The 13,886-nt window shown below is 54.0% G+C and carries 17 protein-coding genes, 1 other RNA gene and 17 other annotated features; of the genes, 3 read left to right on the forward strand and 15 right to left on the reverse strand.

Features of this window, described 5'->3' with window-relative positions; all coding sequences use genetic code 11:
* The first annotated feature begins 84 nt into the window (after positions 1–84).
* Positions 85–90: a ribosome-binding site (putative RBS for 10Sa; RegulonDB:STMS1H002779), on the forward strand.
* Positions 85–184, forward strand: a transfer-messenger RNA (tmRNA) gene (10Sa, locus tag STM2693). Its footprint overlaps the feature before it by 6 nt.
* A gap of 114 nt (positions 185–298) precedes the next feature.
* Here the strand turns inward: 10Sa and STM2694 are convergent.
* From STM2694 to STM2702, 9 genes are all read right to left on the reverse strand, one after another.
* Positions 299–534, reverse strand: a protein-coding gene (locus STM2694; RefSeq protein ID NP_461622.1) for a Fels-2 prophage protein. Within the gene, positions 299–517 belong to an annotated coding region; the region does not span the whole gene.
* Positions 529–534, reverse strand: a ribosome-binding site (putative RBS for STM2694; RegulonDB:STMS1H002780). (Overlaps the previous gene by 6 nt.)
* A 51-nt stretch (positions 535–585) precedes the next feature.
* Positions 586–1,692 (reverse strand): Fels-2 prophage protein gene (locus tag STM2695; protein NP_461623.1). Within the gene, positions 586–1,686 belong to an annotated coding region; the region does not span the whole gene.
* The gene (locus tag STM2696; RefSeq protein NP_461624.1) for a Fels-2 prophage protein occupies positions 1,683–2,175 on the reverse strand. Within the gene, positions 1,683–2,168 belong to an annotated coding region; the region does not span the whole gene. The genes STM2695 and STM2696 overlap by 10 nt, the downstream gene beginning before the upstream one ends.
* Positions 1,687–1,692, reverse strand: a ribosome-binding site (putative RBS for STM2695; RegulonDB:STMS1H002781). It overlaps the preceding gene by 6 nt.
* Positions 2,165–4,977, reverse strand: a protein-coding gene (locus STM2697; protein NP_461625.1) for a Fels-2 prophage protein. Within the gene, positions 2,165–4,972 belong to an annotated coding region; the region does not span the whole gene. Before STM2697 ends, STM2696 begins: the two co-directional genes overlap by 11 nt.
* Positions 2,170–2,175: a ribosome-binding site (putative RBS for STM2696; RegulonDB:STMS1H002782), on the reverse strand. It overlaps the preceding gene by 6 nt.
* Positions 4,965–5,087 (reverse strand): Fels-2 prophage protein gene (locus STM2698; protein NP_461626.1). Within the gene, positions 4,965–5,084 belong to an annotated coding region; the region does not span the whole gene. Before STM2698 ends, STM2697 begins: the two co-directional genes overlap by 13 nt.
* Positions 4,972–4,977, reverse strand: a ribosome-binding site (putative RBS for STM2697; RegulonDB:STMS1H002783). (Overlaps the previous gene by 6 nt.)
* Positions 5,082–5,087, reverse strand: a ribosome-binding site (putative RBS for STM2698; RegulonDB:STMS1H002784). (Lies within the gene STM2698.)
* A gap of 11 nt (positions 5,088–5,098) precedes the next feature.
* The gene (locus tag STM2699) for a Fels-2 prophage protein (RefSeq protein NP_461627.1) occupies positions 5,099–5,408 on the reverse strand. Within the gene, positions 5,099–5,401 belong to an annotated coding region; the region does not span the whole gene.
* Positions 5,403–5,408: a ribosome-binding site (putative RBS for STM2699; RegulonDB:STMS1H002785), on the reverse strand. It overlaps the preceding gene by 6 nt.
* 47 nt (positions 5,409–5,455) lie before the next feature.
* The gene (locus STM2700; protein NP_461628.1) for a Fels-2 prophage protein occupies positions 5,456–5,977 on the reverse strand. Within the gene, positions 5,456–5,971 belong to an annotated coding region; the region does not span the whole gene.
* Positions 5,972–5,977, reverse strand: a ribosome-binding site (putative RBS for STM2700; RegulonDB:STMS1H002786). (Overlaps the previous gene by 6 nt.)
* 3 nt (positions 5,978–5,980) lie before the next feature.
* Positions 5,981–7,160 (reverse strand): Fels-2 prophage protein gene (locus STM2701; RefSeq protein NP_461629.1). Within the gene, positions 5,981–7,153 belong to an annotated coding region; the region does not span the whole gene.
* Positions 7,155–7,160, reverse strand: a ribosome-binding site (putative RBS for STM2701; RegulonDB:STMS1H002787). It overlaps the preceding gene by 6 nt.
* 95 nt (positions 7,161–7,255) lie before the next feature.
* Positions 7,256–7,826, reverse strand: a protein-coding gene (locus tag STM2702; RefSeq protein NP_461630.1) for a Fels-2 prophage protein. Within the gene, positions 7,256–7,813 belong to an annotated coding region; the region does not span the whole gene.
* Positions 7,778–7,783: a ribosome-binding site (putative RBS for STM2703; RegulonDB:STMS1H002789), on the forward strand. (Overlaps the previous gene by 6 nt.)
* Between STM2702 and STM2703 the strand changes: the two genes are divergently transcribed.
* Together STM2703 and STM2704 are read left to right on the forward strand one after the other, a co-directional pair.
* The gene (locus STM2703) for a Fels-2 prophage protein (RefSeq protein ID NP_461631.1) occupies positions 7,778–8,862 on the forward strand. Within the gene, positions 7,783–8,862 belong to an annotated coding region; the region does not span the whole gene. The two genes, STM2702 and STM2703, sit on opposite strands and share 49 nt — an antisense overlap.
* Positions 7,821–7,826: a ribosome-binding site (putative RBS for STM2702; RegulonDB:STMS1H002788), on the reverse strand. (Overlaps the previous gene by 6 nt.)
* Before the next feature lie 3 nt (positions 8,863–8,865).
* Positions 8,866–8,871: a ribosome-binding site (putative RBS for STM2704; RegulonDB:STMS1H002790), on the forward strand.
* Positions 8,866–9,276 (forward strand): Fels-2 prophage protein gene (locus STM2704; RefSeq protein NP_461632.1). Within the gene, positions 8,869–9,276 belong to an annotated coding region; the region does not span the whole gene. (Overlaps the previous feature by 6 nt.)
* A gap of 3 nt (positions 9,277–9,279) precedes the next feature.
* Here STM2704 and STM2705 read toward each other — a convergent pair.
* From STM2705 to STM2710, 6 genes are all read right to left on the reverse strand, one after another.
* Positions 9,280–9,901 (reverse strand): Fels-2 prophage protein gene (locus STM2705; RefSeq protein NP_461633.1). Within the gene, positions 9,280–9,897 belong to an annotated coding region; the region does not span the whole gene.
* Positions 9,867–11,441 carry a Fels-2 prophage protein gene (locus STM2706; protein ID NP_461634.1) on the reverse strand — a complete coding sequence of 525 codons (1,575 nt, stop codon included), beginning with the start codon at positions 11,439–11,441 and terminating at the stop codon, positions 9,867–9,869. Before STM2706 ends, STM2705 begins: the two co-directional genes overlap by 35 nt.
* Positions 9,896–9,901, reverse strand: a ribosome-binding site (putative RBS for STM2705; RegulonDB:STMS1H002791). Its footprint overlaps the gene before it by 6 nt.
* Positions 11,438–12,048, reverse strand: a protein-coding gene (locus STM2707) for a Fels-2 prophage protein (protein NP_461635.1). Within the gene, positions 11,438–12,043 belong to an annotated coding region; the region does not span the whole gene. Before STM2707 ends, STM2706 begins: the two co-directional genes overlap by 4 nt.
* Positions 12,036–12,952, reverse strand: a protein-coding gene (locus tag STM2708; RefSeq protein ID NP_461636.1) for a Fels-2 prophage protein. Within the gene, positions 12,036–12,944 belong to an annotated coding region; the region does not span the whole gene. The genes STM2707 and STM2708 overlap by 13 nt, the downstream gene beginning before the upstream one ends.
* Positions 12,043–12,048: a ribosome-binding site (putative RBS for STM2707; RegulonDB:STMS1H002792), on the reverse strand. (Overlaps the previous gene by 6 nt.)
* Positions 12,931–13,296 (reverse strand): Fels-2 prophage protein gene (locus STM2709; protein ID NP_461637.1). Within the gene, positions 12,931–13,290 belong to an annotated coding region; the region does not span the whole gene. The genes STM2708 and STM2709 overlap by 22 nt, the downstream gene beginning before the upstream one ends.
* Positions 12,947–12,952 (reverse strand) — a ribosome-binding site (putative RBS for STM2708; RegulonDB:STMS1H002793). (Overlaps the previous gene by 6 nt.)
* Positions 13,287–13,869, reverse strand: a protein-coding gene (locus STM2710; RefSeq protein NP_461638.1) for a Fels-2 prophage protein. Within the gene, positions 13,287–13,865 belong to an annotated coding region; the region does not span the whole gene. Before STM2710 ends, STM2709 begins: the two co-directional genes overlap by 10 nt.
* Positions 13,291–13,296: a ribosome-binding site (putative RBS for STM2709; RegulonDB:STMS1H002794), on the reverse strand. Its footprint overlaps the gene before it by 6 nt.
* Positions 13,864–13,869: a ribosome-binding site (putative RBS for STM2710; RegulonDB:STMS1H002795), on the reverse strand. It lies within the gene STM2710.
* Positions 13,870–13,886: the final 17 nt, after the last annotated feature.

Below are 13,886 nucleotides of genomic sequence, written 5' to 3' on the forward strand. Positions count from 1 at the left end.
TCAAACCCAAAAGAGATCGCGCGGATGCCCTGCCTGGGGTTGAAGCGTTAAAACGAATCAGGCTAGTCTGGTAGTGGCGTGTCCGTCCGCAGGTGCCAGGCGAATGTAAAGACTGACTAAGCATGTAGTACCGAGGATGTAGGAATTTCGGACGCGGGTTCAACTCCCGCCAGCTCCACCAAATAAAACAAGGGGTTACGTGAAAACGTAGCCCCTTTTTCTTTGGTAGTGGCGGCAAAATGGCGACAGCGTGTCGGACTGGCGGCAACAAAAAACCCGCCATTAAAGCGGGTTCTGTTCAGAAACTCATGTGGCCTTGACCACCTTTTCCCGGATGTGGTGGCGCAGAAGAAATTAGATTCGGTTTTATAATGTGCCGTACAAACGTTTCATGAGTAACGAACGTACAGCCACAATTTATATTTTGGCACTGGTTGTAACGTTCTTTTGTCGTAGCTGATACCTGAAAGCTGCTTCTGGTATGTGCTGCATGACCGCACTCTGGACAGTTCATCATTGCTGTTATCCCACCACTTTTGCCATAATCGCAATAATGATACAGCATTATTCAATATTGAGAACCAATCATTCAATTTCAAGATCATCAATCTTTACTTCAAGCTCCATGCTGGTCGTAAATCCATTATCCGGGCTGACAGAATGCGTCAGGGTGGTAATGGTCCATTCTGCATCATCAATCGGCTGCTTAAATCCCGTCACCTTCACCGGCATTTCCGTATAGAGATCAGCCCGCCCCTCAGCGAGCTGTAGGGAAAATGAAGCAACCCCGCGCTGCAGGCGTTCCCACTGCATTTTTGCTGCGCGCTCTGCATTGCTCCGGTTGGCGTAGGTACGATTAAGAACCAACACGTTTTCATCCGTTCCCACCAGATAATCACCCTGTTTTGCTTCCGGCTCTTTGGGTGTGGTGGCTTTCTTTCGACGACGCTTAACACTGGTTGTCTCTTTTTTCCTGGGTTCACGCGTATGCAACCAGCTGGCAATAACACCGGTATAGGCACCACGATCAGCAAGGGTGAACCGATGACCGTCACCGGCTTTGCGCGTGATGGTGATAACCGGCAGCGGCTTGCCGCTTGCCGTTCTTCCCTGTCCCTGCCGGATAAACAGCAGGTTCCCGTCTTTAACGGAAGCAATCGCCCCATACTGTCTCGCCAGTTTCATCAGAAAACTTGCATCGCTTTCATTGGTCTGGTCCATATGATCCAGCGCCTTATCCGTCAGGTCTTGACCCAGCGCCACTTTGAGGTTATGCCGGGCGGCGATTTCCTTTACCACCTCCCCCACCGTTGTCTGATGCCATGATTTTTCGCGCCGTGTATTGAGGGTTTCACGGAAATCTGCGCTACGCGCCCTGATGGTCAGCCGGTCAGGGGCTCCGCTGTGTTCAATTTCATCTACGGTAAAAGCCCCTTTAGGGAAAAGCGGCTGGCCTTTCCAGCCCAGCGCCAGATGAATAACAGCACCACGGCGCGGCAGAACGATCTGCCCGTCGGCGTCGTCCAGCTCCAGATCAAGCTGGTCTGCTTCAAAGCCCCGGTTATCCGTCAGTGTCAGACTCATCAGGCGCGCGTCCATCACCGTCGTCACGTCTTTGCCTTCGATGGTGATACTGAAAGCCGGGCTTTTGCTGTTCAGATTCAGGAGATCAGAATTAAAGTTCACTGCAGCAACCCTCCAACCGTGTTTTTAATCCCCCCAATAGCAGATGCTGCAGAGTCCTGCAGGTTGCTGAGCTGGTCACTCAGGCTCCCGAACATGTCAGAGAGCGACTCATCAACCCGTTTGAGGGTGATCGTAAACTCAATGCGCCTGGGCATTCCGCTGGCAAAAAACTCCGTCTTTGTCTGGCTCAGACTCTCAATAACAAACATGCCGTAAATGGTTCCACTGCCTTCAATCAAAGGCCATGCCTTGCCCAGTTCAGCCATTTGTTCAAGCGCCAGTAATGACAGCCTGCCTCCGGTCACTTCCGGCAGCAGAACCCCGGACAGTGTCAGTGAATCATTATCCGGGCCAAGAAACTGCGTTGACGGGCGGCGGTTCACCCGGCTGTTGGCGGTGTGTCGCCAGCTGCGCTGATACTGCAGTTCCTGATAAGGGACAGTGCGCAGCATAAATACATATAAACCCAGCACCATCATCATGATTCATACCCCCCCTGATCGCTGAAATTGCTGCGCGCTTTTGCCCTGGCCCTGCGTTCCCGCTCGTCAAGCTGGCGTGCCACTTCACGGGCAATATCCTGCGCACTCTGTCCCGGCTGCGCGACGATATGAATGGGCGCATTTATCTCATAACGAATAACTGACGGCGGGCTGTCAGCCTTAACTGGCTGCGTCTGGTATGTCCTCGCAGGCAGACTGAACGGATGAAGCGGAGCCACTTCTGCAGGTGTCGCAGCTACCCCCATCACGCCAGCAACGACAGAGGCCAGCGCAGCAGTACGCCGCCTGCTGGTAACATTTGCCGGTCCGTTCACAATTTCAGGGCCATTTTCTCCGACAATGCCAAACTGCCCGCGTGGAATGATCCCGCCCGTGTCGTACATCCCAGCGTAAGCCGGGAACCCGCCTGGCGGCAGCACCACTTTGCCGTCACTGTTCACTGTGGCGGACTGCTGCTGCGTAACCTGCGCAGGTAGTTTCGCCTTTGCCGCCTCCTTACTGACAATACCGAGCTTTTCCAGCAGCCATGACACACCGGATTTAAGTGACTCAAGTGGGTGCATCACCATATTCAGACCTTCCGCCAGTGCCTCACCAAACCGACGCCCCATTGCAGCTGCGCTGTTCAGTTCTTCGGAAGTGGATTTAACCGGGGTAAGTAAATCATTGAACCAGCCCCACAAGGCCTGCACCCTGTCACCAATCCACTGAAACACGGGTCTGAGCGGCTCAAAGGCAGCGCTGATGGGCGCAGCAGCGGCTTTGAACCCTTCCACCACGCCCCCCAGAAACGCACTGATGGGCTGCCAGTATTTCCAGATAACCAGCGCCACGCCTGCCAGTGCAGCCACAACCAGCCCTACAGGACTGAGCAGCGCACCCAGCAGGCTACCAACAGCAAATAATGCCACGCGCAGCAAAGCCAGCGGACCAGAGATCAACAAACGCAGCACGCTACCTGTACGTGTGGCAGCGGCGGCTGCAGAAGGTAACGCTTTAACTGACAGCATGGACAGGCCAAACCGGATAACCGCCAGCGGTCCCAGCACAGCAGCCACCGCCACTGCCAGCGCCCCCAATCCAACAGTGATGGCTGCCGTAGCTGCCGCCACTTTCATCAGCGTGCCAGCCAGCACGGGATTCTGCTCAACCCAGCGACGCAACGCCCCGGTCACGCGCTTAACCATGCCCATAATATCCATCAGCGGCTGGCGCAGCGTTTCCCCCAGGCTGCTGAAAGCGTTCTGCGCGCCCGTCTTAACCAGCAACCACTGTGCAGACAATGAATCCTTGTTAATGTCGGATTCTTTCTGCATGGAGCCATTAGCACCACTACCTGATGTGAGTTTCAGCTGGCGCTGCAGCTCCGGCAGGTTGTTAGCCAGCTTTGCCGCATCATCGCCAAACTCTTTGCCAAAAATCATTGTCATGGCTGACAGGCGTTTATCCTGCGGCAGATTGTTGACCTTCTCCAGAACCCGCTGAATTGTGCCCATGGCATCGGTGGTCATCTGCTTTTCAATCTCCGCCGGATTGAGTTGCAACAGATTCATGCCTTCAAAAAATCGTTTACTTTGCATGGTGGCAATGGACAGTTCACGCACCATGGCATTAGAGGCGCTGGCGGCGATTTCCGGGGCAGCCCCAAGAGAAAGGAATGTTGAACCCAGCGCCGCGGCCTTTCGGAAGTCAAGGCGGTCAGCCACGCCCCCCATACGCTGCAGGACGTTGATAATGTCCCCACCCTTTGACATGGCGTTATCGTCCAGGTAGTTCAGCGCATCGCCCAGTTGTTCAATATTGCGCGTCGGAACTTTATAGAGCTGCGCGATTTTCCCCAGCCCTTCTGCCAGTTCATCTGCGGGCAGCTCAAAGGCCGTTGCCGCTTTTGCCGCCGTGGATGCAAAAGCCAGCAGGTCACGTTTCTGCTCTTCGTAAGGATCGTCCTGATTGGTCACCCCCATGCGAGCACCACCTTCAACCAGCGCGGCATAGTCTATAGCGCCGTTCTCCATCGGCAGCTGTTCGCTGGCGGCCTTGATGGCATCCTGCATGTCATAAAACTGTTTTGTGCGGTTGCCATTATCGTCTCGCAGCCCGTTTACCTGCTTTGCCACGCCTTTCATGGCATCTTCCATGCTGGCGTAGCTCTTAACTGCCGCCACAACAGGTGCGCCCATTGCCACCCCTGCAGCCGTAGTGGTAGCCCCTGCCCCGGCGATGCGATCCCGCACCTCAAGACGGCGCGAATACTGATCGCGGACGGCGTTCATTCGCGCCTGCTGTTCGCCCAGGCGTTTAAGGGATTTCTGCTGCCGGTCCAGGGCCTGCCGGGTTTCGTCGGCATTCTGCCGCAGTTCCCGCTGCGCACTACTGAGCTTTTTCGTGTCCAGTCCGGCTTCATTGAGCGCAAGACGCTGGCGCTGCACTGACTGACGTAGACCGTTATATTTGCTCTGTAACTCCGTAACGCGGTTCTTTGCCTGCTCAAGCAGCCGTGCCTGCGCCGCCGTCGGGCGGTTGGTGGCAGAGAATTGCGTGGCAAGTTTCGCAGCTTCTTCGCGTGCGGCTTTCAGGCTGTTACCGGTGACTGCCAGCTGCGCGCTGGCCTTGCGGAAACCGTCAATGCGGCCCGCCTGAGCATCTAATTCTTTTAAACGGGCGCGGCTTTGCTGAATCGCTGTAGCCAGCTCTTTTGAGCTGGCCTGCGCGGATCGAAATGGGCGGGTGAGCTTGTCAACCGCATTAAGAATCACCTGCAGACGCAGGTTATTGTCACTCATCGCTGGCCCCGCTTCGCTGAATTGCCTTATACCGCCACGCCAGCACCTCAGTCAGCGGCATAACGTCAGTGATGGATGGCGACCAGTGAAAGATGGTGGCGATATCCGCCACAAGATCATCAATCGTCAGGCTGTCGGTAAACCGGCAAGCACCGACTTCTTCAACAAAAAAGTCACCACCTCTACCGACAGCGCGGTGAGATCGGCGGGGTCCAGCTCTGCCATTTCCTGCGCGGTCAGCGTCGGGGTGGAGATTCGTGGGATCACAGTCATCATTGCGCCCACGTCCATATCCATAATGGCCTGCAGACGGGTGCCACGCAGTGCGCCGGACTGAGGCTTGCGCAGCACAATTTCGGTAATTTCAGTTTTACCGCGCATGATGGGAGTATCCAGTTTTACGGTCTTTTCAGTCAGCTTGTCGCTCATGTTCGTATCCTGTTAATGAAATACTGGCGCGGCTGCCCGCGCCGTTAAGGTTAATCAGAGGCCGAGGGCATTACGGTGTGCTTCCATCAGGTCCACGCCGCCAACGATTTCTACCATGTTGACCAGATCGACCTCATAGAGCACCTCACCATTAATGGTCAGCTTCGCGTAGCTGTTGGTACTGCTGACTTTGGTGCTGCTGCTCTCGCCGGTTTTCCACTCGCCGGAATCCACTTCTTTATGGCGCCCGCGCACAACCAGCTCAACGGCCTGCACTTCGCCGGTATCGTCACGCTGAATGGAACCGGTGAAACGCAGCTGGATGCCGTCAACGGTTGCCTTGCCCATCTGCTTGAATAACAGCAGCTCGGTACCGCCGATTGAAAATTCCGTGTCCAGTGCACCGTCATCCAGCCCCATGTCCACATCCACTGCGCCCGGCATACCGCCGCCGCGATACTTCTCAAACTTGCGGGTAAATTTCGGCAGGGTCAGAGACTCAACGATCCCCTGCCAGTTGTTCCCGTCGTTGAACAGGTTCAGGTGTTTTAACTTGCGTGGTAAAGCCATGATTCCCCCTTATGCAGCGACACGGCTGGCAAAATCGACCAGGTAACGATCGGTGATGCGCTGGCGCAGCATCAGGTTTTCAAGCGGAGGCACCGGCGTGTAGTCATAATCGATGGTCAGTTTCCCGGCTTTAAGGGTGTCTTTATCGTTAACAGACTCATCCAGCCAGCAGTCACCACCAATCAGGTATCCCTGGTTGACCAGACTGCGCATCTTGGCGCGTAGTCCTTCAATAATGTCGCGGGCCAGCGACGGATTAAGCACGCCATCCACCGCCCACATGTGCGCCTCCGCCATAGTGTCAGCCAGCACCTGCGCCGTGCGGGTGTAGTTCTCAAAGGCAAACAGCGGATCGTCACTGAGACAACGGGAACCCCAGAAGCGGAAGCCGTCTTTGCGAATCAATGTGGTGACGTCATTTTTGTTCAGCAGTCCCGCATCGGTTGCCGGGTCCTGCAGATCCCAGAACACATCAGCGGAAATGCCGGTGACACCGTTCACACCCACATTGGACAGGGTTTTATGCCAGCCGATCTGCTCGTCGATTTTGGCACGCAGGCCGAGCGCACGGGCGGAGGCGTAAGCCGTCGCGTCTGCTTTCAGCACGGTGTCAAAGTTGATGAAGTCAGGCCAGATCAGCATTCCCTCGCGCTGACTGAAATTCTCGCGATAGGCAATAGCTTCCTCCACCGTTTTGCAGCCATTAGCAGCAAGGTAGGCAAACCCGCGCAAGCTTTGCGCCACGCCCAGCAGTTCAGTAGCAACGGCCTGAGTGTCATGTCCCGGCACCCCAAGAATGCGCGGCTTGACACCGAGCTGCGACTGCGCCGACAGTAGAGCTTTCATGCCCGTTTTCTTACCGTCGGAAGTTACGCCGCCGATAATATTGGAGGTGGTTTCCGCTTCGGTTTCTCCCTGCGCCACACGCACAACGACAGTCACGGGTTTTGCCTGATCTGCAATCGCGTCCAGCGAGCGGGCCAGCGTGCCGGACTCCCCCGCTTTACCGCTGGCGGTGAGCACATCAGTCAGCAGGACCGGCTTATTGAGGGGGAACACGGACGCATCAGCATCATCGCCGGTGCAGACCATGCCCACGATGGCAGTGCTCACCGTGGTAATAGGTCGGGTGCCCTCGTTGATTTCAACAACGCGCACCCCGTGGTGGTAATCCTGAGCCATAAGGCAGTCTCTCCGGTTGACAGGGATACCTTATGTTCTGGTTGCCAGGCGTGCGGCGCACGTATTTCACGATGTGTCAGTGCTGGTACAATATCGCCACTTTCAACGCGACTGATTTACAGGGAATTTCTTGTAAAGAGTGGAAATGCTAACATCAAAAAGCAATCCAACACGATGACGAGTTTCACCGGCGGCAAGCAACCGTCCGGCCTGCTCCCATTGCTCCGGAGTGAGCTTTGGACGCCTGCCACCGACTCGCCCTTGCGCCCTCGCAGCGGCAAGTCCGGCGCGGGTTCTTTCCACAATTAATTCCCTCTCCATTTCAGCGAGTGCGCCCATGATATGGAAAAAGAAACGCCCCATTGATGTGGAAGTATCTATGCTATCCGTAAGACTGCGGAAATTAATGCCACGCTCCCGCAGCTCCTCTACCAGAACGACCAGATGACGCATACTGCGACCCAGGCGATCAAGCTTCCATACAACCAGTGTGTCCCCTTCTGATAACGTCCTGAGCAACTTTTTTAATCCGGGCCTTTCTGATTTGGTCCCGCTTATTTTGTCTTCAAAAATCAGTTCACATCCTGCGCAATTCAGCGCGTTTCGCTGTAAATCAGTATTCTGGTCATTTGTTGACACCCGTACATAGCCAATTTGCACAACAGGCCCCCTCGCAAAAGGCTGGGATCATGCCATTTACGACCGTTTTCTGCATTTTCATAAACCTCGGTTTAGGCGAAACAGCAAAGCAAGCTGCGGGCGCAGTCCAGAAAACTGGCGATGAGATGAGCGGGAAGTTAACCCTGCCACAGACATCTTCCTTCGGCGTGAATACTAACAACACACTGGGCGGTAGTTCCATCGCTATCGGTGATAACGATACCGGGCTCAAAGGGAACGGCGACGGTAATCTGGCATTTATGGCTAACAACGTGCTGGCAGGATATTTTAATGAAAATGAATTGCAGCACAGTAAAAAGATGCTGACTAAAAATTTTCAGGCTCTTGTTGATAATAACTGGCCGGAGGGGGCGGGGGGATTTTCTGGTCAGTTAAGCAGTGAAGCACCGTTTAGTGTACCAATGGTTCACCGTCAGAATAATGATAATAATTTTTTCCCGCTCCTGAAAGGAAAGGTCTCACTGGAGTCTGGCTATCCTGTAGCCGCCTCTTTCGGAATATTAACTAGTGGGAATACTAATTTCCCACAAATTGCAATTCATGCAAAAACAGACTTTGATGTTAACGATAAAATATGGGTATTTGATGTTGCAACCGGAGAATTTCGCGCACCGGGAAGGATTACTGCTACAGAAATTTTATTGAGCGGTAAAAGCCGTGTTGGTCCTGATGGTAATTTATATGGTGATGTGTGGGGTGGCTGGCTGAATGACTTCCTTATTAATAATTACAACCGTAAAAATACTGCCAGCCTCGGTGATTATGGCTGGGTTCGTGACGAAAGCACCGGGTTTATAATGCAATGGGGGACACTTGGTAGCTCAAACGGAACCTACAATTTCCCGCGAGAGTTTCCGACATCCTGCTTTGCTGTATTTGTCACCAACACTAATCAGCAGGGAGGTTCAGTGGATAATGCGTTTGGATACCCGGTGAGTAAAAGCCAGTTTTTTGCCGCAACTAAAGCATCAACAGACGGAAATGTCGTAAATGGCTATCCTGTAGCCTGGTTTGCGATCGGGAGATAATTATCAATGAGCGATTATTATTACAGCTTTAAAGAGAAAGGTTTTTTCTACAAGCCGGATACCGAATCGGGCGATTTCCCGACTGATCTAATTCCTCTGACTGATGAACATTACCATGGACTTATGCAGGGTCAGGTGGACGGAAAATATATTGAGCACAGGAAAGGAGGCCCGGTACTGGTTGAGCATCGCGAATATACGCCTGAAGAACTGGTTGCACAGGCTGAATCCAGAAAAGCGGAACTTCTTGCTGAGGCAGAGTCAGTCATTGCGCCACTGGCGCGAGCGGTAAAATTAAAAATGGCTACAGATGAGGAAATCAAGCGGCTGGAGGCATGGGAACTCTACAGCGTACTGGTAAACCGGGTGGATACCTCAAACCCTGACTGGCCGGATAAGCCAGTCAGCCAGTAGTCGTTATTGTGGTAATGCAGGCCACCTGATTGCGGTGAAGGTGGCCTCATCTGAAACGTCTGTTAAGTCAAGCGATTTAAGAACATTGATATAGTTCATCCACAAAATCAAAGCCGCTTTATTTTCATCACTGATAATTCCCAACGTTAATTCTGTGCGCCAGTCCTTAATGGCATTATCTGCATCGTTAAGTAATTTCTGTCGGGTGGTTTCGGCCTTAGCCTGATAATCCACCGGAACGGGTAAAACCTTACCATCTCTGTACAACCATGAGCCATCACCACGACAATCATCAGGACAGTCAGCAGCGTCTATTTCCGCAACAGACATATTAACCGGCCACAACATTGATACAGCATATGTGTTTCCACGTTGCGGGACTGGATGATTAACAACACCCCAGATAACCCCTTCAGGATCGTACATAATTTTTGCAGTATCATCAGAAAATAATGACTGACATTCATACCAGTCCTGCCCGTCTTCCGATTCCAGGAAATATGCACCTATATTTATTTCGGCCTGAGTTTTACCCCTGCTTACGGGGTCGTCAATAAGTCTGAAATTTTTGATATTCTGATATTTTTTCATTATGCCGTTCCCCCTTGTACGGTATACCACTGATTCCCGACTCGTTTTTGCAAAGGCGCATAATTAATACCATCAATATTTTCGCCTTGTGCATCTTTCCAGACGGAGGTAACTACATATCCGGGAGTGTTAGGCCAGGAACCTGCATTGTTCCAGGTAGTCACTGATGTGCCAGCCCCTAACTGAACATCTGCGACGAAATTATTATTAATCCACAGACTCAGCCAGCTATTCCCCCAGACAGAACCAAAGATGTCGCCGTTATTCTGATAGATGGCCCCGCCTGCACGAAGCGTGTTAGCGGTGATATCGCCATTGACCGTAAAGACAATCGAACCATCAGGATTTCGCTGGCTGTATAAATGCCATCCCTGGTCGTCGTCCAGTTCAATCACTGTAGGCCTGTTTGCGTCGCCCCATAAATTAAACGTGGCTGTCATTGTCGAATTATTATTACTCGTCAGTGACAGTTTTTTTTCTTTGCCTGCGCGAATAGCTCCCAGAACCATCATTTCACCGGGAGCGACACGAACGGTGTGCTGGCTATTCGCAAACGTATCCAGTATCCCGTCACCATTCTGTTTAAAGCCGGTATCGTTATCACCAATAGCGATGGAACTACCGCCCAGTGTGTTATTAGTATTCACGCCGAAGGAAGATGTCTGTGGCAGGGTTAACTTCCCGCTCATCTCATCGCCAGTTTTCTGGACTGCGCCCGCAGCTTGCTTTGCTGTTTCGCCTAAACCGAGGTATGTGAGAAGGCCGGCGATATCTTTTCCGCTTAAATTCGTCAGTGTATTGTCCAGCGGTTGCTTTCCAGCCAGAGCGTTTATCATCGTCGTGGCAAAGTTCGGGTCATTCCCCAGAGCCGCTGCCAGCTCGTTCAGCGTATCCAGTGCTGCAGGCGCAGAATCCACCATTGCCGCAATAGACGATGCCACAAATTCCGTGTTCGCAATCTGTTTAGTGCTGTTACCCGCCGCTGGCGTCGGTACCTTTGGAATCCCTGTGAGTGTCGGGCTGTCCTTCTGCGCATACTGTGAATGCGGGTCCGGCGCAGCAAGATGCTTTGCCATCAGGTCGTCTACATATACCTTCAGCTCCAGCGCCTTATCATCTACATATTTACGGGTTGCCAGCACTACTGCAGGGTCAATTTTCAGGGTGATGTTATCGGTGCTACTGGTAATCAGTACCATGCGCACGGTCTGCGTACGTCCGCTCCCTTCTGTCAGCTGCGGCTTGTAGCTCTCAGGGCAGTTACCCACGGCGATCAGTGCGCCGGTTTCATCAAACAGGCCGACCTCACGAATCCACCATCCCCCCTCAGTTTCCGGGATCACTTGCTCAGCAATAATCTGGCTGCTGTTCTGCGGGTCGATATACAGCATATTCAGCGCTGCTCGACGCTTCTCAGCAACTAACGCGGTCTGTTGCGCGCTGGGTGTGGGCAGCACACCGCCACCGTCGCCCACCGCCATATGGGTAATTTTCAGCGGGACACCGAGCGCGGCGGCGCTTGCCAGTTTCGCCGCGCCGATCTCCGTCAGCAGGGTATAAAATTTTGCGCTCATGGATTCACTCTCATTGTGTCAATAACATGGACTGCCCCGCCTTCATGTGCGGTGCCGCCGGAAACAATCGTTTCATTGATATACGGATACACCGTGATTTCTTCACCAAGGTAGCTGGCTGCACCAACCCAGTAAGGGCCGCTGGTCTGCATATTAATGGACATACCTGTCATGTGGCGGCTGCATGGTTTGGCATCGCTTATCAGGCGCTCAAGCTCCAGATAGGTGTCTTCGGTGATACCATGATCCTGTACGCCAATATCCAGACGGAACGTCCCCGGCGTTTCGCCGGTCTGCCACCACTCATTGATGCGGATCAGGAAGCCGAACGGCTCTACCACGCGCCGCACGGCGCTGGTTGTCCCCTTGTGCTGATGGATATAAAAAGCGTCCTGCACAACGCGGCGCTTGACGCTTTCTGTCCAGCTCTCATCCCAGCGGTCAACAGAAAACGCCCAGGCCAGATAAGGCAGGAATCTGATCGGGCAGGTTGCCGGGTTCCACAAATCACGCAGCGATACCTGCAGATCGGAAATCCCGCTGCAGGTCTGCGCCAGTCGGCGCTCAAGCGGCGACGAACCCGGCGGCAACAGACTATTCATCCGTGCCCCCGTTGGTAACGCTCCATTCGGTACAGGATGCCGCCTGTGTCTTATCCAGCACCACATCCTCCAGAGGGGACGTCAGCTCCACACGCTGGACGCCCTCCACGTGCAACGCGGCATAAATGGCGCTGCGGCGGATATCACGTCCCAGCCGCGTCTGACTGGCGATGTACCTCTGCAGACTGGCTTTTGCCGCCACCATAACAGGCTCCGCTTCCGGCCCTGGATAAAGAAAAATGGTAGCCTCCACCCGGTACGGTATGATCTCCGCACTACGAACCGTCAGACGGTCAGCCACCGGGCGTACACTCTCACTGTTCAGGGCTTTTTCAACCACATCCAGCAGGTCTTTTACTGCTGTACCGTCACCCTCACGGCTCAGCACGGTAAGTACCACCTCTGCAGGGGCCGGACTGGTTGCGCTGGCATCTGCCACACGTCCGTCCGCACTTCTGGCGTGAAATTCATAGGCTCCCGTAGGGCCAGCAACGGACAGTCCCTCAAATGCTGCAGGGATGCGCTGGCGCAGCGCCTCATCATCTTCCATCACTGCGGTGACCGGCGGTACTGCATCATTATCAGCAGGAACTACCGTCAGACGTTTCACGTTGCAGTTGGCTGCCAGCTGCTCAAGATCATTTCCCATCGAATAGGCCACCATCACCGCCTGCGCAGCCTCGTTAATACGCTGGCGCAGCAGGATTTCGCGGTATGTGCTTTCCTGCAGCAGCTTGGTGACGGGTTCAGATTCCAGCGCCAGCGTGCGCCGCACCGCGTCCTGTTCATCCACAGGATAAAGAGCCACAAAAGCGGCCTTGCGCTCAGCCAGCAGCGTCTCAAAATCCGGCACGTCCACTATCTGTGGCGGCGGTAACCGGGAAAGGTCAATGACTGCCATTGTCTGCTCCTGTTGATATGGAAAGGGAAACCGGTGCTCCGTTATTACTATGTCCCGTAAGCTCAACCACCATAGAGCCGTCAAAATTGCCGTTGATGGTGATGGAGTCCAGCGTAAGGCGCGGCTCCCAGCGGTTCAGCGCCACATAGACTGCAGACATAATCTGCAGGCGCAGTGCCGGGTTCTGCGGCTGGTCAATCAGCGCGAACAGCAGCGAACCGTATTCCCGCCGGGCAATGCGGCTACCCTGCGGTGTCAGCAGAATATCCCGCACCGACTGGCGCAGATGGTCTGTATCCGCAAGGGCCTGCCCGTCATTCCGGCTCATACCGATATACAGCGTCATACCGGACCTCCCGATGTATCCCCGCCTGACTTAACGCCAGTGTGACCGTGTTTATCCATCACGACCCCGTTAGAACTCATTGCGCCGCCGCCCTGGGTAACGCCGCCGTTGATCACCACCTCGCTGTTAATGCGTGTTGTGTCAGCCTCCACTACAAACTCACCGGTTTTTAGGGTGATATTGTCCGCCGCCTCGATCACCATGGATTTGATACCCCGGACATGCCACCGCCCGGTGGCGGGTTCGTACTCAAACCATCCACCGTCCGGGTACTCCGTCACGCAGCCGTCCACAGAATCCGACGGCGGCGCAAACTGATTGGAGTAGATGGCAGGCAACGCAAAAGCAGTTTCCAGATTGCCGCCCATGCTCAGTACCACCACCTGCTCATCCGGCGACGGGCACCACCATGTACGGGCACCACCGGCACGCAGCGTCAGCCAGTTAATCCAGTTGGTTTCAAGCTCGCCCACTCTCACCCGGCACAGCCAGTTTTCCCGGTCCACTTCGGTCACGGTGCCGGTGCGGATCAGGTTGGTGATAAGGCGCATAATTTCGGTCAGTTGTGCATTCATAACGAAAGGTTGCCATCAGAG

Origin of the sequence: Salmonella enterica subsp. enterica serovar Typhimurium str. LT2, assembly GCF_000006945.2 — a bacterium.
GTDB lineage: Bacteria > Pseudomonadota > Gammaproteobacteria > Enterobacterales > Enterobacteriaceae > Salmonella > Salmonella enterica.